Origin of the sequence: Actinopolymorpha alba DSM 45243, from assembly GCF_000373925.1 — a bacterium.
In the GTDB taxonomy this organism is placed as follows: Bacteria; Actinomycetota; Actinomycetes; order Propionibacteriales; family Actinopolymorphaceae; genus Actinopolymorpha; species Actinopolymorpha alba.
In genome coordinates this window covers 50,426-68,844 of record NZ_KB892720.1, presented here as the reverse complement: position 1 = coordinate 68,844, position 18,419 = coordinate 50,426, and the positions used below count along the sequence as shown (strand labels likewise).

General features: G+C 68.3%; 17 protein-coding genes. 8 read left to right on the top strand and 9 right to left on the bottom strand.

Annotated features, from left to right (window positions below; translation table 11 throughout):
* The first annotated feature begins 21 nt into the window (after nucleotides 1–21).
* The 3 genes from B141_RS0105995 to B141_RS52170 all read left to right on the top strand — a co-directional run bounded on the left by B141_RS0105995 (nucleotide 22) and on the right by B141_RS52170 (nucleotide 4,482).
* Entirely contained in the window at nucleotides 22–1,494 is a 1,473-nt protein-coding gene (locus tag B141_RS0105995; protein WP_169512905.1) for a multicopper oxidase domain-containing protein, read from the top strand.
* 151 nt (nucleotides 1,495–1,645) lie between these two features.
* Nucleotides 1,646–2,392 carry a YcnI family copper-binding membrane protein gene (locus tag B141_RS0105990; protein WP_202805678.1) on the top strand — a complete coding sequence of 249 codons (747 nt, stop codon included), beginning with the start codon at nucleotides 1,646–1,648 and terminating at the stop codon, nucleotides 2,390–2,392.
* On the top strand, nucleotides 2,389–4,482 hold the full coding sequence (locus B141_RS52170) for a copper resistance protein CopC (protein ID WP_020574260.1): 2,094 nt from the start codon (nucleotides 2,389–2,391) through the stop codon (nucleotides 4,480–4,482). The genes B141_RS0105990 and B141_RS52170 overlap by 4 nt, the downstream gene beginning before the upstream one ends.
* 55 nt (nucleotides 4,483–4,537) lie before the next feature.
* Here the strand turns inward: B141_RS52170 and B141_RS0105980 are convergent, their stop codons facing one another.
* The 3 genes from B141_RS0105980 to B141_RS39120 are packed head-to-tail and all read right to left on the bottom strand — an operon-like array spanning nucleotide 4,538 to nucleotide 7,775.
* Complete coding sequence (locus B141_RS0105980) at nucleotides 4,538–5,704, bottom strand: NAD(P)/FAD-dependent oxidoreductase (protein ID WP_020574259.1); 1,167 nt, start codon at nucleotides 5,702–5,704, stop codon at nucleotides 4,538–4,540.
* Between the two features lie 50 nt (nucleotides 5,705–5,754).
* Complete coding sequence (locus B141_RS0105975; RefSeq protein ID WP_020574258.1) at nucleotides 5,755–6,258, bottom strand: methylated-DNA--[protein]-cysteine S-methyltransferase; 504 nt, start codon at nucleotides 6,256–6,258, stop codon at nucleotides 5,755–5,757.
* Nucleotides 6,255–7,775 carry a DNA-3-methyladenine glycosylase 2 gene (locus tag B141_RS39120; protein ID WP_020574257.1) on the bottom strand — a complete coding sequence of 507 codons (1,521 nt, stop codon included), beginning with the start codon at nucleotides 7,773–7,775 and terminating at the stop codon, nucleotides 6,255–6,257. Before B141_RS39120 ends, B141_RS0105975 begins: the two co-directional genes overlap by 4 nt.
* A 281-nt stretch (nucleotides 7,776–8,056) precedes the next feature.
* On the opposite strand from B141_RS39120, the gene B141_RS52165 reads away from it, so the two are divergent.
* Nucleotides 8,057–9,277: a lytic transglycosylase domain-containing protein gene (locus B141_RS52165; protein ID WP_169512904.1), complete on the top strand. Its 1,221-nt coding sequence runs from the start codon at nucleotides 8,057–8,059 to the stop codon at nucleotides 9,275–9,277.
* Between the two features lie 27 nt (nucleotides 9,278–9,304).
* Here B141_RS52165 and B141_RS45315 read toward each other — a convergent pair whose 3' ends face one another.
* On the bottom strand, nucleotides 9,305–9,922 hold the full coding sequence (locus B141_RS45315) for a TIGR03086 family metal-binding protein (RefSeq protein ID WP_020574255.1): 618 nt from the start codon (nucleotides 9,920–9,922) through the stop codon (nucleotides 9,305–9,307).
* 44 nt (nucleotides 9,923–9,966) lie between these two features.
* The gene (locus B141_RS45310; RefSeq protein ID WP_157180823.1) at nucleotides 9,967–10,752 is read right to left on the bottom strand and encodes a nucleotidyltransferase domain-containing protein; all 786 of its coding nucleotides are present in this window, start codon (nucleotides 10,750–10,752) and stop codon (nucleotides 9,967–9,969) included.
* Between the two features lie 186 nt (nucleotides 10,753–10,938).
* Here B141_RS45310 and B141_RS0105950 point away from each other — a divergent pair, with 186 nt between their 5' ends.
* Nucleotides 10,939–11,565, top strand: coding sequence for a TMEM175 family protein (locus tag B141_RS0105950; RefSeq protein WP_020574253.1), 627 nt, complete (start codon nucleotides 10,939–10,941; stop codon nucleotides 11,563–11,565).
* Nucleotides 11,566–11,691: 126 nt separating this feature from the next.
* Nucleotides 11,692–12,363 (top strand): O-methyltransferase, encoded by a 672-nt coding sequence (locus tag B141_RS0105945; protein WP_020574252.1) that lies wholly within the window; start codon nucleotides 11,692–11,694, stop codon nucleotides 12,361–12,363.
* A gap of 131 nt (nucleotides 12,364–12,494) precedes the next feature.
* Here the strand turns inward: B141_RS0105945 and B141_RS0105940 are convergent, their stop codons facing one another.
* The 4 genes from B141_RS0105940 to B141_RS0105920 all read right to left on the bottom strand — a co-directional run bounded on the left by B141_RS0105940 (nucleotide 12,495) and on the right by B141_RS0105920 (nucleotide 17,380).
* Nucleotides 12,495–13,388, bottom strand: a complete 894-nt coding sequence (locus B141_RS0105940) for a DUF6807 domain-containing protein (protein WP_020574251.1) — start codon at nucleotides 13,386–13,388, stop codon at nucleotides 12,495–12,497.
* Between the two features lie 15 nt (nucleotides 13,389–13,403).
* On the bottom strand, nucleotides 13,404–14,477 hold the full coding sequence (locus B141_RS0105935) for a Gfo/Idh/MocA family protein (RefSeq protein ID WP_020574250.1): 1,074 nt from the start codon (nucleotides 14,475–14,477) through the stop codon (nucleotides 13,404–13,406).
* 121 nt (nucleotides 14,478–14,598) lie between these two features.
* Nucleotides 14,599–16,002 (bottom strand): FAD-dependent oxidoreductase, encoded by a 1,404-nt coding sequence (locus tag B141_RS0105930; RefSeq protein WP_020574249.1) that lies wholly within the window; start codon nucleotides 16,000–16,002, stop codon nucleotides 14,599–14,601.
* A gap of 427 nt (nucleotides 16,003–16,429) precedes the next feature.
* Nucleotides 16,430–17,380 (bottom strand): carbohydrate kinase family protein, encoded by a 951-nt coding sequence (locus B141_RS0105920; RefSeq protein ID WP_020574247.1) that lies wholly within the window; start codon nucleotides 17,378–17,380, stop codon nucleotides 16,430–16,432.
* Between the two features lie 58 nt (nucleotides 17,381–17,438).
* Between B141_RS0105920 and B141_RS39100 the strand changes: the two genes are divergently transcribed.
* Nucleotides 17,439–17,966: a hypothetical protein gene (locus B141_RS39100; protein WP_020574246.1), complete on the top strand. Its 528-nt coding sequence runs from the start codon at nucleotides 17,439–17,441 to the stop codon at nucleotides 17,964–17,966.
* Entirely contained in the window at nucleotides 17,963–18,319 is a 357-nt protein-coding gene (locus tag B141_RS0105910) for a hypothetical protein (protein WP_020574245.1), read from the top strand. The genes B141_RS39100 and B141_RS0105910 overlap by 4 nt, the downstream gene beginning before the upstream one ends.
* The last annotated feature ends 100 nt before the right edge of the window (nucleotides 18,320–18,419 follow it).

Sequence of the window (18,419 nt, the reverse complement as noted above, 5' to 3'; positions counted from 1 at the left end):
AGCGGACGAAAGAAAAGAACTATGCGCTTTGAACCCTGGCGAAGGTGGCAGACGCATATCCGGCTGCCCGGCCTCGGGGAGCACGCCAGCCGACCATCGCCCTTAGTGGCGTTGTTCCTGGCCATGTCGCTCCTGGTGGGCGGCCTCGGCGTCGTGGCGCTGTGGCCCCGCAACGCGGCCGCGGCAGTGCACGCGATCTCGATCAAGAACTTCGCGTTCCAACCAGACGCACTGAACGTGGCGCCGGGCGACACGGTTACGTTCACCAACCAGGAAACAGATGGCACCATCCACAACATCAAGGGCGGACCGCTTGACTCGGCTGACCTCCGCTCTGGTGAGTCGTACTCAAGTGTCGTGAGCCAGCAGGGAACGATCGAGTACCACTGCGAGATCCACACCTACATGACCGGCACCATCGCCGTGGGCGGTGGCGGTGGCCCGTCTCCGACGCCGACGTCAACGCCGACGCCGACGTCAACGCCGACGTCGACCCCCACCAATACACCCACCAGCACACCCACGGCTACGCCGACGTCGACACCAACCGGCACGCCCACGAGCACACCGACCAGTACGCCTACCGGCACGCCGACTCCGACGTCGAGTCCAACCCCGACGCCGTCACCCGACGTGGGTAAGGACCTCCAGGACGGAACCCGCCTCGCGAAGTACGAAGTAGTCAACGGAACAAAGGTGTTCCAGCTGCGAGCGGCGCCGGTGAAGTGGGAGGTGTCCAAGGGGAAGTTCAAGGATGCCTATGCGTTCAACGGCATTCTCCCGGGCCCGGTGATCCGGGTGAACGAGGGCGACAACGTGAAGATCGTGGTCAAGAACGACCTTCCCGAAGATACCTCGGTGCACTGGCACGGTATGGAACTCAAGAACGCCCAGGATGGCGTGCCCGGCATGACGCAGCCGCCAATCGAGCCGGGCCAGACGTACACCTACGAATGGAAGGCGGTTTCGACCGGCACCCACTGGTACCACTCGCACATGGACGGCGAGCAGGTGGGTAAGGGCCTCTACGGTTCGCTCGAGGTGGTGCCCCGGCTCGGTGACATCAGGGCCGATCACGACTACCGCATGATGGTGGGTGACAGCGTCCTTGGCTTCGTCATCAACGGTCGGTCGTTTCCCAACACCGTTCCGCTCCGGGCGCGGGTGGGTGAGTCGGTCAGGATCCGGTTGATCGGCACGGGGCCGGAGCAACTCCACCCCATCCATCTGCACGGCGTGCCGTTCAAGGTGGTCGCGCAGGACGGGCGAAATCTGTCTGTGCCTTATGAGGCGGACACGCTCACGGTGGCACCAGGCCAGACCTTCGACATTCTCTTCACGCCGAAGGAAACCGGCCACTGGTTACTCCACTGCCATATCTTCTCCCACTCCGAGACCAAGGAGGGGATGGCCGGGTTGGTAACGACAGTTGAGGTCGACCCGCCCGCGGTCGGCCTCCCGCTACCGCTGCCCATTCCATTGCCGGAGAAGTAGTGAACGTCCCGCGGCGGCTGAGGAATGTTGGCCCGGTTTGGGCCAGGTGCAGCCTCGGCCGCCGCGGGGCACGTGGTTTCGCACTCGTGATCGTGAACAAAAGGGGAGATCCATGTCTTCGCGTCGTTCTCACTCCCACCGGCTGACTGCGGTGGCACTGATAGCAATGGGCACGCTGGCGATTCCCGCACCCGCCTTCGCCCATGTCTCCGTCGACCCGAAAACCGTCGATCCTGGCGGGTTTGCCAAGGTGTCGCTCCGGGTCCCGAATGAGCGGGACAACGCGTCGACGGTCCAGGTGGAGGTCGCGTTTCCGAAAGACCATCCACTGGGGCATGTGTCGATCGAACCCGTCCCGGGCTGGTCTGCGCTGGTCAAGAAGGAACGCCTCGCGACGCCGCTGAAATCCGGTGACGAGCAGATCACGGAGGCGGTCACCTCGATTGTCTGGAAGGGCGGGCAGATCGGCCCGGGGGAGTTCCAGGAATTCGAGATGTCGATGGGACGGCTCCCGGAAACGTCCGCACGGCTGGCGTTCATGACAATCCAGACCTATTCCAACCGTGAGGTCGTCCGGTGGATCGAGGTACCCCAGAGCGAGGGTGCGGAGCCGGAGAAGCCCGCACCGATGCTCACGGTCGCTCCGGTCACGGCGAAGCCGGCCGCGGTGCCGGCCGGCTCAGGAAGTTCGACAGAGACGGATACTTCTCCGGCGTCGTCGGGGGCCGGGCGTTCATCCGTGGTGGTAACGGAGGACGCGGCGGCGCGCTGGCTCGGTGGGGCCGGACTTTTCGCCGGCGTGATCGGCATCGCCACCGCCGTGTTGAGCCGGCGTTCGAGGGCATCAGCTTCCTACGCTGGTACGCCGAACGCGTCGCGGGTGAAGGTGGGACCGTGACGGCTCGCCCGCCCGTGATCCGCACCCCGGCGATCCGCACCCCCGCGATCGGCCCGTCCGTGATCCGCACTCTCGCGATCCGGGGTGGAAACACCCTGGCGGCGATGCTGGTTGCCTGTCTCGCGGTGATGCTCACCGCGGGTCCGGCGTCGGCACACGCGGAGTTGGTCATGACCACGCCCGGAAATGGCAGCGTTCTCACCACGCCGCCCAAACAACTCGTGCTGCGGTTCAGTGAGGCCGTCGAAGTGGGGCTGGGGAAGATCGAGGTCTTCGGCCCGAACGGCAAACGGATCCAGGTCGGGCAGCTCATCCATCCCCACAACGAGCGCGAGACGATCTCAGCGACCCTGCGTGGTCCCCTCACCCCTGGTGCCCACACCGTGGCGTGGCGGCTGACGTCGAGCGACTCCCATCCGGTGCAGGGGGCCTTCGTCTTCTCGGTCGGCTCGGGGACGGCCACGCCGGCTCCGACACCGGCACCGGCCGGCGGGCCCGTGCCCGCCCAGGCGGCGCCAGCTCAGGCAACGCCCGGTCAGGCAGGGCCGGCCCAGGATGGTGGTGGCCTGGTGGGCGTCATCTTCGGCATCACCCGGGCCGTGGCGTTCGCCGGTCTGGCGTTACTGGTGGGGACGTCGGCTTTCCTGATCGTCTGCTGGCCAGCCGGCACGACCGATCCGCGGGCGCGCCGCCTGCTGCGTGCGGGGTGGTTCACGCTGGCGGCGGCCACCGGCGTGGGCCTGCTGGTCTATGGTCCGTACGCCGCCCAGCTGCCGCTCGGCCGGATGGTCAGTCCGTCCGTGCTGGCGGAAACCTTGAGCACCCGGCTCGGTCTCGCGTTCGGCGTACGCCTCCTGCTGCTCGGACTGGCGGCGGTCGGCCTTGCCTTCCTGCTGCGGCATCCCCAGCGGGGAGAGGCGGCCGGGTGGTGGTCGCGGTGGTGGCGACCGCTCGGCGTCCTGGTTGGTGCGTCTGTCCTTGCGGCCACCTGGAGCGTCGCGAACCACAGCGGCGTGGGCGTCCAGGCGCCGTTCACGATGGCGGCGGATGTGGTGCACCTGGTGGCGATGTCGGTCTGGATCGGCGGCCTCGTGGCCATGGCCGTGGTGCTCCTGCCGGCCCGGAAGGCCGAGGCGGTCCGGCCCGCGGTGCTGCGCTTCTCGACCACGGCGCTGGTGTGCGTCTGCGTCCTGGTCGTCACGGGCACGTACCAAAGTTGGCGGCAGGTCGGCAGTTTCTCCGCGCTGGCTGGCACGGACTATGGCGGTGTCCTGCTGCTCAAGCTCGCGCTCGTCCTTTTGCTCGTCGGTCTTGCGGTGGGCGCGCGATCCTGGGTACGCCGGCAGGACCAGCCGGCGGTGGCGCCCCTTGCCCGGCGGCCGTGGGAGGCGCAGGAGAGTACGCCCGAGGTGGCGTCTCTGCGGCGTTCGGTGATCACGGAGGCCTGCGTGGCTGGCCTGGTCCTTGCCCTCACCGCCGTGCTGGTCGACACCGAGGTCGGGCGGACCGCCTACGCGCGGGCTCAGCAGGCATCCTCGACGACCGTGGCCGCTCCGAACGGCGGCCAGCAGACACCGACCCAGGCATCGCCGGGCCAGGCATCGCCGACCCAGGCATCCCCGGGCCAGGCATCCCCGGGCCAGGCATCCCCGGGCCAGGCAGGGCCCGGCCAGCCAACGGCCGCGGCGCCGACCGTCGGGCCCGACGCCGCCCTGGCGACCGGGGCTCCGGAGTTCAAGACGTTGCCGTTCCGGACCAGCGACGGGCCCGACGGTAGTGGCATGATCCAGGTGACCTTCTCGCCGCCGCGGGTTGGCGTGAGCACGATGCACCTGTCGGTGGTGGACAGTCAGGGACGTCCGAAGGATCCGGCCGAGTTGCAGGTGGCGGTGAGCCTGGCCAAGCCGTCACTGGGACCAGTGAAGCTGAAGATGGCCAAGTCCGGGCCGGGCCATTACCTCTCGCTCCCCACGTTTCCCCTTGCTGGGCAGTGGAAGTTGGATGTCACGGTCCGGACGTCGGAGTTCGACCAAGTGACGGTGTCGACGCCGGTCGACATCGCGGCCGCGTCCAAGCCGAGCGGGCAGTAGGCCACCATTGCATCGGTACGACGAGCCGGAAGGAACCACCGGCGAACACCCAAGGTCAGGAACGGTCGAGCCGGAACGTCGAGAGGTCCAGAGGTGGCGCCTCGTCAAGGGCGAGTTGCGCCGCGATCGCTCCGGCGTAAGGCCCGGCGGTGAGTCCTGTGGCACCGAGCCCGGTCGCCACGATCAGGTGGTCAACCTCCGGAACCCTTCCCAGGAAGGGGATCCCGTCGCCGCTCAGGGGGCGGAAGCCGACTCGGGTCTCGAGCAGGGTGGCATCCGACAGACCAGGAGCGACCCGGAGAGCGTCACTCAGCACCTGCCGGACGCCACCCGCCGTGATCCGGTCGTCGTACCCCGACCCGGTCTCCCGGGTCGCGCCGCACACGATCCGCCCGCCCGGAAACGCCAGCAGGTAATGGGATCCGGCCGGCTGCACGATCGGCCAGGTCGACGTGTCGACGCCCGCGAGCTCGAGGTGGATGATCTGGCCCTTCTGAGGTGCCAAGGCGAGCTTGACGCCCGCGGGGCGCAGCAGCTCGCCGGCCCAGGCGCCGGCCGCGACGATCACCGCGTCGGCCGGAATGACCGTGCCGTCCAAGGCCGCACCATCTGTCGGCTCCTCCGCGTCGCCGCCGTGGACGTCGCCTTCGGAGACGTGCACACCGGTGACCTTGCCGTCGACAAGAACGAGTTGCGCGGAGCCCGTCATCTGGCGTACGCCGTGCCGTGCCGCGGCCCGGCTCAGGGCGTCCCGCATGCTCCGGCCGTCCACCCGACCGCCGCCGCTGAGGTGCACGCCGCCGAGGTCGGCCCGCAGTGGTGGGAACAACCGGCGTACCTCCGAGGGGTCGAGCCGGGTCACGGTCCCGATCTCCGGCGTCTGCGCGCGCCGGGCCGCCACCAGGTCGTGGAGTTGGCTGAGTTCCGTCTCATCCGCGGAGACGTAGAGCCCTCCGACGGGGGCGTAGCTCGGGTCGGGCTCGCCGTCGTCCGCCAGCCGGGCAACGAGTTCGGGGTAGTAACAGGCGCCGGCCACGTGCAGCTGGTAGGTGGCAGGGTCGGTGCGGACCGAGGAGATCCAGGGACACACGATGCCCGCACCGGCGTCCGTCGCGCGGCCCACATCCACCCGGTCGACCAGGACGACGCTGACCTCACGCAGCGCCAGGTGGTACGCCGCGCTCGCACCCACGATGCCCGAACCGATCACCACGACCTGCATGGACAGTCACTCTGGCACAGCAGGCGATCAGGTTGGGGGTTTTCGGCGCGTCAGAGGGTCGCGCCGAAGTCGCGGTTGAGCCGGACCTTCGCCTCGAGTTCGAGCAGGACGCGCTTGCGGTCGAGCCCGCCGCCGTACCCCACCAGCGTGCCGTTGGTCCCCACGACGCGGTGGCAGGGGACCACGACCGGAAGCGGATTCTGGCCGTTCGCGGCGCCGACAGCCCGAGACGCGGTGGGCGAGCCGATGTGCCGGGCCAGCTGGGCGTACGACCAGGTCTCGCCGTACGGCACCTCGGTCAACGCCTGCCACACCCGCTTCTGAAACTCCGAACCCCGTCCGTCCAGCGGGAGGTCGAACTCCGTGCGAACGCCGCCGAAGTAGGCGGTCAACTGGTCAACGGCTTCGCGAAGGACCGGATCGCTGTCAAGGTCACCTTGCGTGGCGGGGGCCGTACCTGCGAAGTGGATCTCGGTCAGGGCACCGTCGACAGCGACGAGTTCGAGGGGGCCGACTGGCGAGTCGATCGTGCAGGTGTGTTGAGTGCTTGTCATGCTGCTTGTCCTTGCGTGCTGGAAGGATCGCGCGGGCGTGTGGGGGACGACTGGCTGGTGCGTTCGGCGACCGTCGCACCAGAATGCTCGCCTAAGTGGGTCCAGAGGTGCTGCGCCGCGTAGCTTCGCAGCGGGCGCCACCGGTCGGCGAGTTTCGTGATCGTGTCGGCGTGATCGTCGATCCCGAGGTCGACGAGCGCGCGGCGGATGCCGAGATCAGTGCCGGGGAAGGCGTCGGGCGCACCGAGGCCGCGCAACGCGACGTACGACGCGGTCCACGGGCCGATGCCGGGTACCTCGAGGAGCGCCGTGGTGGCCTCGTCCCAGTCGGCGCCCGGTGTGAGGTCCACCTTCCCGTCCGCGACGGCGTTGGCGAGCGCGACGACTGTGCGGGTGCGTGCCTTCGGCATCGGGAGGGTGCCGGCGCCGGCCAGCGCCTCCGGTGACGGGAAGGTGCGGGTGAGGGAGCCAGCCGGGTGGGCCAGCGGATCGCCGTACGTCGCGACCAGCTGGCCGGCGACGGTGCGGGCCGCTGAGACCGAGATCTGCTGACCGACCACCGCGCGCACCGCGGTCTCGAACGGATCCACGCTGCCGGGTACGCGGAGCCCGGGTCGAGCGCGCACCAGCGGCCCGATCAGCGGATCCCGGCCGAGGACGTCGTTCACGCCCATCGGATCGGCGTCGAGGTGGAGCAGCCGGCGGCACCGCGCGGCGGCGGGCCCCAGGTCGCGCAGGTCGCCGAGCCGGAGCGCGCACCGGACGTAGCCGTCTGCGGGCGTGAGTTCGAGCACCGCCTGAGCGTGGTGGAGTCGCACGGCCCGCCGGTACGTCTGACCGTCGACCTCCTCCAGGCCGGGCACCGCGCGTTCGCTGAGGTGTCGCCAGACCACCTTGACGTCGTACGGCGGGCGGTACGGCAGCCGCAGGACCACCTCGCCGTCGGTCGGCTTCTGCTCCCGGCTCGCCTGGCGTACCTCGCTCGGCGTGGCCGCGAAGACCGCCCGGACCGTGTCGTTGAACTGGCGTACGCTCCTGAAACCGGCCGCGAACGCCACGTCCGTGATCGGCAGCGCGGTGGTCTGCAGGAGGAGTCGGGCCGTGTGGGCCCGGCGGGCGCGGGCGAGGGCGAGCGGTCCGGCGCCGAGCTCGGTGACGAGGAGCCGGCTGAGGTGCCGGGTGGTGTAGCCGAGCCGGGCGGCCAGGCCAGTCACGCCCTCGCGCTCGACCACACCGTCGTCGACCAGCCGCATCGCACGGGCGGCCACATCGGCACGGATGTCCCACTCGGGTGAGCCGGGTACGGCGTCAGGCCGGCAGCGGCGGCAGGCACGGAAACCCACCTCCTGCGCGGCCGCGGCGGTCGGGAAGAACCGCGAGTTCTCGCGCTTGGGTGTCACGGCGGGGCAGCTTGGCCGGCAGTAGATCCCGGTCGAGGTCACCCCGATGTAGATCCAGCCATCGAACCGCGGGTCTCGCGACTCCACGGCCCGGTAACAGTGTTCGAAGGACGGCATCACGGGTTCGAGCCTCGCACGCCACGGGGCCTGGTGCTAGCGGGAATCGGACATCGCCATTTCCTCAGGAAGCCCGCGGTGGCCTGTGCAGATTCCTCACGATAGTCCGCGATGGGTGTGAAACGTCCTTTACGGCCAGCCATCCCGATTGTCATGGTCGAGTAACGCCGTCTTCATACGTTCGGTGGCAGCGGTACCGCTTGTGTCCTGATACGTCGAGCGCTGCCGGCTCCGATGTCCGCAGCGGCTTTCACACACAGGGGTGGTCAGGTATGGGGTGGGTGACGCCGAAGCGAATCGGTCTGGCGGTCGCCGTGGCGCTGGCGATGTCAGTGATTCCAATCGTGCTCGAGCAGGAATTCGGTGAAGCGGCACCGGAGTCGGAGACCCTGTCGACGTCGGCCGACAACGGCCGCCGGAGTGGGGATCCGGACGCGTCCGCGGTGCCCGACTGGCGAACGACCCGGCTCAGTGGTGGCCCTTCGCCCGGCGAGACCGCGCCGCTACCGACGGCCGCTCCCACGCAGGCGCCGCAGGCGGCAGACTCCAAGCAGACAAGCGTTTCCACCGACCCGGCTGGGCAGGTTGTCAAGGGGAGCCCGCCCATTCCGGGCGTCGTCTTCCAGGCGTACAAGGACGCGGCCGTCCGCATGAAGAAGGCGGACGCGGGCTGCAGCCTTTCGTGGGACATGCTGGCCGGCATCGGAAAGGTCGAGTCGGGGCACGCGGGCGGTGGCCGGGTGACCGAACGCGGTGACACCACCCGGAGAATTCTCGGGCCGGTCCTCGACGGGACGCGTTACGCCGCGATTCCCGACACTGACGGGGGCCGACTCGACGGGGACAGCGTGTGGGACCGCGCGGTGGGACCGATGCAGTTCATTCCGAGTTCCTGGGCACGGTTTGCCTCGGACGGAAACGACGACGGAATCGCCAACCCACACAATGTCTTCGACGCGGCCCTGGCCACCGCGAAGTACCTGTGCCTGGGTGAGCGTGACCTCTCCCAGCCGACGCATCTTGTCCAGGCGATCTTCAGCTACAACCACTCAGCGACGTACGTCCGGACGGTTTCGGCGTGGATCGAGTACTACCGCAAGAACGGCGCGGACGTGACGTCGACGCCGGGCGGTCCGGACGGTCTTCCCTCTCCGCCCGCTCCGGGGCCATCCCCCACGGGCGAACCGTCTCCGTCGCCGACCGGCGAACCGTCTCCGTCGCCGACCGGTGCACCGGCGCCCGCGCCCACCGGTGCACCGACCAACGCGCCGAACCCGTCGCCGGGTCCGACCTCGACGGACGCTCCCGTACCGTCCCCAACGGGTACGGCCCGCCCCGGCCCCTACCCCTCACCGACTCCCTGGCCAACGGCGACGTCGACACCGACTCGGGTGCCTACGCCGACGCCAACCCCTACCCGTAAGCCGACACCGACGCCGGCCCCGACCCCTTCGCCGAGCCCTACCTGGTGTCCGTTGGATCCGTTGCCCCTGTGCTTCTAACGGGGTCTGAGTGCGGGCGGCCCCGAGTCAGACGCGGCGGCCGAGATAGGCGGCGAGGCGGTCGGCGGCGCTGGCATCGGCGGGCGTTGGTTGCTCGGGCTGGAAGTTCACGCTTGGCCGGCCGAACGCGTCGAAGAACGCACGCCAGCTGGCCTGGCACTGCTCCACGAGTTCATCGGGCAAGGTGACCTTGCGGCCGAGGGACCGCGCCAGATCCCAGGCGTGGGAGATCAACTCGTTGAGTACGTGTTGGAGTACGGCCGCGCCGGGCTGAGGTCCGATCTGCGTGTCGCGGGTGCCAGCGAGCACCTCCGGGCGGCAGAGCGCCTGTCGTGCATGGGCTGCGGCCGCGAGGAAGTCGCTGGCGCGATGCGGTAGGTCTTCAGCGATGGGGCGGCCGTCAGCTTGCGGCGGAGTCGGCCCGCGTTCGGGCTTGCCCTCGGCGACGGCGGCGTACTCCTCGAGAAGGCTGACAACGTGGTGGCGCAGTAGCTCAGAGGACCAGTCGTCGAGCGGCACCACGGTGTGGTTCGTCGCGGCGGAGGAGTCGGCAACCGCGAAGAGCGTGGCGACCTCCTCCACCGCCAGATCGAACGCGGCGAACGGGTCGTCGATGGTGACGAACGCGGTGGCGAAGTCTGTCATGCCGGCAAGTGTCGCGGGCTCCTCGTCATCAACGCAATCGGTGCTCAGGAGAACTGGCTCTCCCGAGGCGGAAGGTGGTGTCGTACGTCGCGCAGAAGCAGCCCGCCCAGGTCGTCGAGAACGTCCTTGACCTCCTCTCGACCTGGCGGGTGCACGGTCGGGCCGGCGTCGATGGGCTGGGACGACAGGTTGAGCCAGGCCAGTGCCCGATGCGTGTGACGGCGATAGGTGGGATGGTGCTCGTCGAGCAGTCGCGCGCCTTCGATCCGGGCCGTCGACCAGGTCCCGTTGATGACGGAATGCAGCACGGCCGCTGCCATGAGAAGCCTACGGCCCACCAAAAGCGCGACGGCGCTCACGTCCGCAGCGGACTCGGCGTCACGAAGCCGGTCGCCAAACAGCGCGATCTTGCCCTGCAGATCGCCAATGAACTCACGCGCGATGGTTGTATCTGGACGGAACCTTGGCAGGTCTGGCCGAAGGTCAATGCCGGCGACGTTGATGCAGTAGTGCTTGAGGAAGCAGCGTTCCGCTCTTCCCTCGGCATTTGGGGCGAGAAGGGTCTCCAGCAATCCGGCCGAGATGCCGACTTCTCTGACTGTGGACCGGTGACGGGCTGACAACTCCTCGCCGAGGAGTCGGCATTGATCGAGGGCGCGTTCGGTCGTGACAATGGCCGACAGGTCCAGGTCAGAAGTCGGCGCCGTCGCCTGCCCGGTGGCGACGCTGCCGTACAGGTAGAGGCCATGGAGTTCGGATCCCAGTGTCGCGCTGATGGTGTCACGAGCATCCGCCAGCACAGGCTCGTAGAGCACGCTCACCTTCGTCATGTCGACGCCTGTGGTGATGTAACCAGCGGCATCGATTCCTTCATCCGGATCCGGTGACACCCTTCTGCCCACTCTCCCTTCGAGTGCCGTCAAGCCTAGAGCCGGTGAGCGCCCGCGTTTACGTGCGCCCACTTCGCCACCGGCGGGCCTGAATCGTGATCAGCTCGAATCGGCCAGAATGTTGCCATGCCGACGAGCCGACTCGAAGCCTTCAGCGACGGCGTACTGGCGATCATCATCACGATCATGGTGCTGGAGCTGAAGGTGCCGGAGCACGCGGACTTGGCTGCCCTCCGCCAGACCACCGGCACCGCACTGCTGACCTACCTGCTCAGCTTCGTCTACATCGGCATCTACTGGAACAACCACCATCACATGTTCCAGTTGGTCGAGAAGGTCAGCGGAGGAGTGCTCTGGGCCAACCTGCACCTGCTCTTCTGGCTCTCACTCTTCCCGTTAACGACGGCTTGGATGGACGACACGAGCTACGCCCGCACCCCCGTCGTCGTGTATGGCGTGAACCTGTTGGCCGCGGGCCTCGCCTGGTTCCTGCTCCAGACGACGATCATCCGCGCTGAGGGGGCGGCGTCGGTTCTCCGCCAAGCCCTCGGGGGTGACTGGAAGGGCAAACTCTCGCCGGGGGGCTATCTGCTCGGGATCGCCTCGGCCTGGCTGTCAGTGCCGCTCGCGATGGCGTTCTACGTCGTCGTCGCCCTGGCCTGGCTGATCCCCGACCGGCGCTTCGAGCGGGCCATGCGCGCGATCCGGGAGGCTAGCGAGCGTCCTGGCGGACCCCCTTCGTCAGAAGGATGACCGCGTGGCTGACGTGATCCGCGAACCCGGAAACCCGCTGAGAGGCGTCGGCGACTAAATTCATCAGCAGACCTGGTTAGCGCATCTACCTACGCATATGAACGAGGCATACGAAAGGCGCGGTGCATGAGCGAGTCCCAGCTCTGGAACGACGTCGACGACTACTTCACCACCCTCCTCGCCCCTAACGACGACACGTTGGCCGCCGCGCTACGCGAAAGCGAAGCGGCCGGGCTGCCGTCCATCAACGTCGCGCCCAATCAGGGCAAGCTGCTCCAGATCCTCGCCCAGATCCAGGGTGCGCGCCGCATCCTGGAGATCGGCACGCTCGGCGGCTACAGCACGATCTGGTTGGGCCGCGCCCTACCGGTCGACGGGCAGCTGATCACCCTCGAGTACGACCTCACGCACGCCGAGGTCGCGCGCCGCAACCTCGCCCGCGCCGGGCTCGACAAGATCGCCGAGGTGCGGGTGGGCCCTGCCCTGGAGTCACTGCCGAAGCTGGCCGACGAGAACCCCGAGCCGTTCGACTTCGTCTTCGTCGACGCGGACAAGGTGAACAACTCGCACTACGTCGAGTGGGCCGTCAAGCTCACCCGGCCCGGCAGCCTGATCGTCGTCGACAACGTCGTCCGTGGCGGCGCGGTCGCCGACGCGGGCAGCGGCGACCCGAGCGTGCAGGGCACCCGGGCCGCACTCGAACTGATCGCCTCGCACCCGAAGTTGAGCGGTACCGCGCTCCAGACGGTGGGGAGCAAGGGGTACGACGGCTTCGCGCTGGCACGCGTGCTGGCCTGACGGCTGCGGGATGCCAGGCTGCCTGGCAACGCCATTCCGCTCGCGACGGTAGGGCGCGTGCACGCCCTACCGTCGTTCGCCGTACTCCCGGACGAGACACCACGCCGTCCGGATACACCAGGCGGCCCGGGTCAGAGCGTTACGACCAGCTCCCGGATGCGCTCGGCGTCCCAGGCGCCGGAGGCCACCACCACGTCGTACCGCAGCGTCAGCGTGTCACCGTCAGCCAGCTCGAGAACCTCGTCGAAGAACGGCGCCGGGCACACGCAGGCGTACGGATCGTCGCGGACGAACCACTTCGTCGGATGGCGAGGGTTCGTGTCAGCGTCAACGAAGATCAGCGTCGAGCTGCCGTCAATCTCGTCATGCCTGCCGACGTACGCCAGCCAGGACGCGCGTTCGCCCATCATCGCGGCCCCACCGGGTCCTTCGGAGGCGAGGATCGTGCCGTTGTTGAACGACCGGGGACCGCGCCAGAAGAGCCCGGCGTATCCAGCGTTCGGTCGCCCTTCCGTCGTTGGGCTGCCGAAGCCGATGGCACTCCCGCGCGTATTGGTGAGCGAGGTCTCGAACGACAGCACCCAGGTCTCGTTGTCGGGCAGCAGCCGGAACCGCATCCGCCGGATTTCGTCCAGCCACTTCTCGCCCTGCTGGGTGACCCAGCGCAGACGCTCGTCGATGTGCGCGACACCATCCACCACATCAACGACGTCGAACCCAGCATGCACCTGCGAACCATTGTTGGGTAGCCGGACGTAACCCTCGCCCCTGACGTAGGTCGGCCCGCCCCAGAAGTTCCCCTCGGCGACGTTCGGCAGCGCCAGCGAGATTCCCTTGTGCCACACGTGATCGTGCGGACGGTAGAGCGAGACGAGATCGCCGGCGAGGGTGCGTACCGGATGGATGTACGGGCGGGGAGACTCGAGCTGGGCCACGTCGGAGGTGTAGACGTACCTGCAGATTTCCAGCTCGTCCGCCATCACTGCCAAGGCGCGGTTGACATCGGTGACGCTCAGGGAAGTCATGCGTCGACGCTCCATTCAGGCCGGGGCCGAGCCGTTCAGGTGATGGTAGAAGGCGTTGGCAGCGGTCAGATCGGCCCGCCGGACCCGTTGGCCGGTGAATGCTGAAGCATAGATCCCGGTCACGATCTCCAAAGTGCGGCGCAGGCCGGCTCCCGTCGTCGGGGGGCGCTCACCCGCGCGGATGCTGGCAAGCACCTCGCCGAGCTGGGCCTGGTGCGAGCTTGGTACGTCGGCGCCCTGCGGAGGCCAGGGTGGCTGCTTCTCATCGGCTCCGGGTGCCGGCGTGTAGCGCCAGGAATTGAGGCGGTGGCCGTACAGATGGGTGACTTCGAGCGTCCCGAGCGCGAAGTCGAAGCGGAGATAGCTTTCCTGACGCGGTGACAAGACGCTGTTGACGATGGTGGAGACAGCGCCGTTGGCGAACGTCATGTACGCAACGGAGATGTCCTCGGTCTCGACGTCGCGGGCCAGCCGGGGCGCGTGTGCCGAGATCTCCTCCCAGTCGCCGAGCAGGTGTCCCAGCAGGTCGATCTGGTGGATTCCGTGGCCCATGGTCGGTCCGCCGCCTTCGGTGTCCCAACGGCCGCGCCATTCAACTTCGTAGTAGGCGTCGTCGCGGTACCACAACGTGTGGCACACCGCGACCATCGGGCGCCCCATGCGTTGCTCGTCGACGATCTGCTTGGCGGCCTTGGCCGCCGTACCGAAACGATGCTGGAAGATGCCGACGAAATGCCCGGGGCTGCGCTGCTCCACCTCGGCGATCCGGTCGAACTCCGCGAGCGACAGGCAGGGCGGCTTCTCACACACCACGGTCGCGCCGGCCTCGAGCACGCTGATCGCGTCGGCGGCGTGGACACCGGGCGGCGTGCACAGGTGGACGAGGTCGAGGCGTTCGCTGGCGAGCATCTCGGCAAGGGAGGCGTATCGCCCATCGATCGACCACTCGCCGCAGAACTTCTCCAGCCGGCCAGCGTCCACGTCCGTGGCCGCGACGATGTCGACCTGATCGGGGTACGCGCGCAAAGCCCGCGCATGGGCACCCGCGATCCCTCCGGTCCCCACGATCGCCGCCCGCAGTCGCTCCATCAGCCCTCCAAGGAATGCGCTTTCCGGCTCGTTACGCTATCGCGTACGCCGGTCAGCGGTCACGCCATGGGACGGACGGGACCGGGATCGGCCCATTCGCGGAATCGTCAGGGCGGGGTTGTCAGCGGTCCGGCTCGGGCGGCGTCCGGATCTGGACGTGTTCGGGTCGCAGGCCGATCCCGATGAGCCGGGCGAACCATCCAGCCACCAACCGGAGAAGCCACTCCGGAGGAAACGGGGCCGGCCCGGTCGGCGCTCCGGCGGCCGGAGCCTGCACGCCAGCCGCACCTTCGGTCTCCTCCCCGCCCGCGGGCGCGGCGCTCAGTGTCCGTCTGATCACGACCCGGCTGATGGCGCGCTGGAAGAGTTGGGTCGCGGCGGTGGGCAAGCCGCGGCGACGCTGGACGGCGGCGAGCACCGCCTCGGGAAGGGGTACGCCGGTCCGCTGGGTGCGAAGGAGCGGACCGGCCAGCAGGTTGGCCGCCGCGACCGCGTCCTGGATCGCGAGATTGATGCCGACCCCACCCACCGGCGACATCGCATGGGCGGCGTCACCGATGAAGAGCAGGCCCGGCAGGTGCCAGCGGCGGAGCCGGTCGACCCGCACCTGAAGGAACCTGGCGTCGTCGAAGCTGGTGAGTTCGGTCACCCGGTCGGCGAGGAACGGCGCCACCCGCGCGAGCCGGTCACGGAATGCCTGGATCCCAGTGGCGCGGAGTTCGTCGTACCCGCCCTTGCGGATGAGGTACGCGACCTGCCAGTGGGTCGGGCGCGGGATGACGACGATCGCATACCCCGGACCCAGTCGCATCGCGAGGGCATCGTCCTCCCCGCTGCCCTCACGAGCCTCCCTGACCTCACGCTCCGTGCCCCTGCCGCGCTCCATAGCGGTCCCAGCGTCCCCGCGGGAGAGCCGGAACCACACGACGTCCATCGGTGCGCCGAAGTCCCGGGGGCTCAGGCCGACCGCCGCCCGAAGCGTCGAGTGCCGGCCGTCGGCGGCGACGGTCAGCGCCGCGGTGAGGTCGTGGTCGCCGTCGCGATCGTGGTAACGGACGCCGACTATCCGGCCGTCCGCGCGGAGTACGTCGTACGCCTCGGCATTCATGCGTAGCTGGAAATGGGGAGAGCGACTTGCCTCGGTGGCGAGCAGGTCGAGGAAATCCCACTGCGGGACCATCGCGACATACGGATAGCGCACCTTCAGAGTGGAGAAGTCCGCTGTCCGCATCGTCCGGCCACCCTGGATCGCCCGGGCTCGGGTGACCTTCTGGTGCGGTAGTTCATGGAAGCGGGTGGAAAGTCCGAGTTCGTCGAGAATCTCCAGAGTCGACGGATGAACCGTATCGCCGCGAAAGTCGCGCAGGAAGTCACCGTGCTTCTCCAGGACAACGACGTTGATTCCCGCGCGCGCGAGCAGAAGCCCGAGCATCATGCCGGCCGGACCGCCACCGGCGATACAGGCGGTGGTGGAGGAAGTCGCCGAGCCGGAATTGCTGATCGTCAGCGCTCCTCGTCGTCCCACGGGGCGAACGACCGGTCAGAACGATGATCCCAGTCGAGCCCGCCGCGGGTGCTCCGGACCGCCCCGACGATCATAGAAATGATCATGATGCTGATCGTCCCCCCGACGATGACGGCTACGAGGATTTTCCAGTCCATGTTTCCCCCCGATCGCCTGAGCATCGTTCGGGTGATCTTTCAGGCTTCGAACGGCCTGAGGGACTCGAGAGTTCCTGCGTTTCGCCAGGACCCACGAGCCTTGCTACTTGGGCGGCCTGGAAAGCGCCCATTTCTGGGCTTCGGCGACGGGTTCGCAGCGCGGGGTTGTCATTGAACGGTGACCACAATGCCAGTGCTCAACTGAATTGTGCAGGAGGTTTATCGAAATGACGTCGCCTGGCGCGGACACGGCTGTTCTCGACCATGAATCCTGGCTGTTCATGCGAGTGTCAACGCGAACTGGCGTTGAGTTCCTGCTTGGATGGTGGGTTGGCGCCAGGGCGGGTGCAGGTGAGTGCGGCCGCCCGGCAGCTGTACGCCAGGACGTCGCGCATTATTTCGTCGGTGAGGCGTAGCACCGCAGGTGCGGGTTGACGAAGCGTGGGCAACAGGTCACGTTCGTCGAGCCCCGCAAGGAGCGCCGCGCTGAACGCGTCCCCGGCTCCCACGGTGTCGGCGACCTGGACCACCGGCGCCAGCACCCTGACCTCCCCGCCCTCGGGTCCGATCGCGATCGCCCCGTCACCGCCGAGCGTCACCACGACCAGGGTCGGCCCGAGCGCGCGCCAGCGGCGTACGACATCGACAACGGACTCGCCGGGGTAGAGCCAGGCCAGGTCCTCAGCGCTCGCCTTGACGAGGTGGGCGTACCCGAGTTGCCGCTCGATCCGGGTGCGGGTCGCGTCGTGGTCGCCGAACAGCTGCGGCCGGACGTTCGGGTCGACGCTGATCGTGAGTTGACCGCGCGCATGCTCACGCTGGAGCAGCGCCTCCACGACTGTCGCGCCCGGCTCGACACCGAGCGCGAGCGAGCCAGTGTGCAGCGCGACGACCTCGGACGGAAACGGGTCGCGGAGCTCCTCCTCGCGCCACTGCCAGTCAGCCGTTCCTTGAACGTAGAACTCGTAGCGCGCCGAGCCGCCGGCGTCGAGGATGGCGAACGCCAGAGTGGTCGGCTGGCTGGCTGCGACGGCGTACCGCAGGGAAACGCCGTCGCGCTCGAGGTGCTGACGAAGCCGCGTGCCGAAGGAGTCGGAGGAGATCCGGGCGAGCAGGGCGGTGGGTACGCCGAGCCGGGCGAGCCCGGTCGCGACATTGAACGGGCTGCCGCCCGGTCGGGCCTCGAAGACGTCGTCCTTGCCCATCAGGTCGATGAGCGCCTCGCCGAGCACTGTGATCACGCCGTGTCTCCCGCCAACAGACGGACTTCTGAACTAGTTAAGAAGTAGCCTAGACGGCATGAGCATCGCCGATGAAGAGGTCACCTTCTCGGAGTTGGTGCAGCGCTCCGTCGACACCGTGGCCCGACTCAACGGGTCGCGGCGTCGAGCCCTGCGGGTGACGCGCCGCGATGCCGAGGACCTGGTGCTCACCACGGCCGCTCGCGCCGAACAGGACGCCGAGGTGGTCGCTACTGCAGTCCGGATGCTCTCAGCCATCCTCCGCAGCCCGGTGCTCACGTCTCAGCTTCTCCTCGACCTGATGCGACAGACTTTCCCGTGGATCAAGTTCCTTCCGGTCGAGGTCCTCGAGGAGTTCATCGCCGACCTCACCGAAACCTTCGAGGCTGCAGCCGCCCTCGACAACACCGCCCCCGTCGCACAGACCATCTCGGCGTGGAAGGCGACAGCCGAGGTGTACGCCGACCCCGAGATCGCCACGGCCCTCCTCCGAGGCACGACAGGTGACCACGGACCGGTCCCGGAGCCGGAGTCCTCGGATGCTGATGCTCCGCGCCGCCGCCGCCGTCGCCGGTCCGCTCCATGAGCCCGAGACGCGGCGACAGAGTTGCGCCACGAGCGACGAAGGAGTCCTGGGACGTACGCTTCGGGTCCAACGACGCGGCCAAAGGGTGGGAAGACCTGTGCCCGCAGGCCGCTGGCAACACGGCGTGGGCCTATTTCCTGATGCGCGACAACCCCGCGCCCGCGGCCCAGAGTCCGCGCCACCAGCGACTCAAGGGGCCGCTTTCCACCGGACGCCATCACGACGGCCGGTCACTTCCGCAATGGCAGATCGAGGTCACCAGCAAGGGCCGCGTCTGGTATTTGCTCGACGCCGACAACAACACCGTCTGGGTCGTCCACGCGAGCACCAAGCACCCCAAGATCACTGAGTAGTTCCGGCAAGATCACCGCTGTCTGGCAAGGCCGGGGCACATCAGCGCTTAGGGTGTCGGGAACGCCCCGTCTCCGAGCAGAACGCCACGCCCGCCGAAAG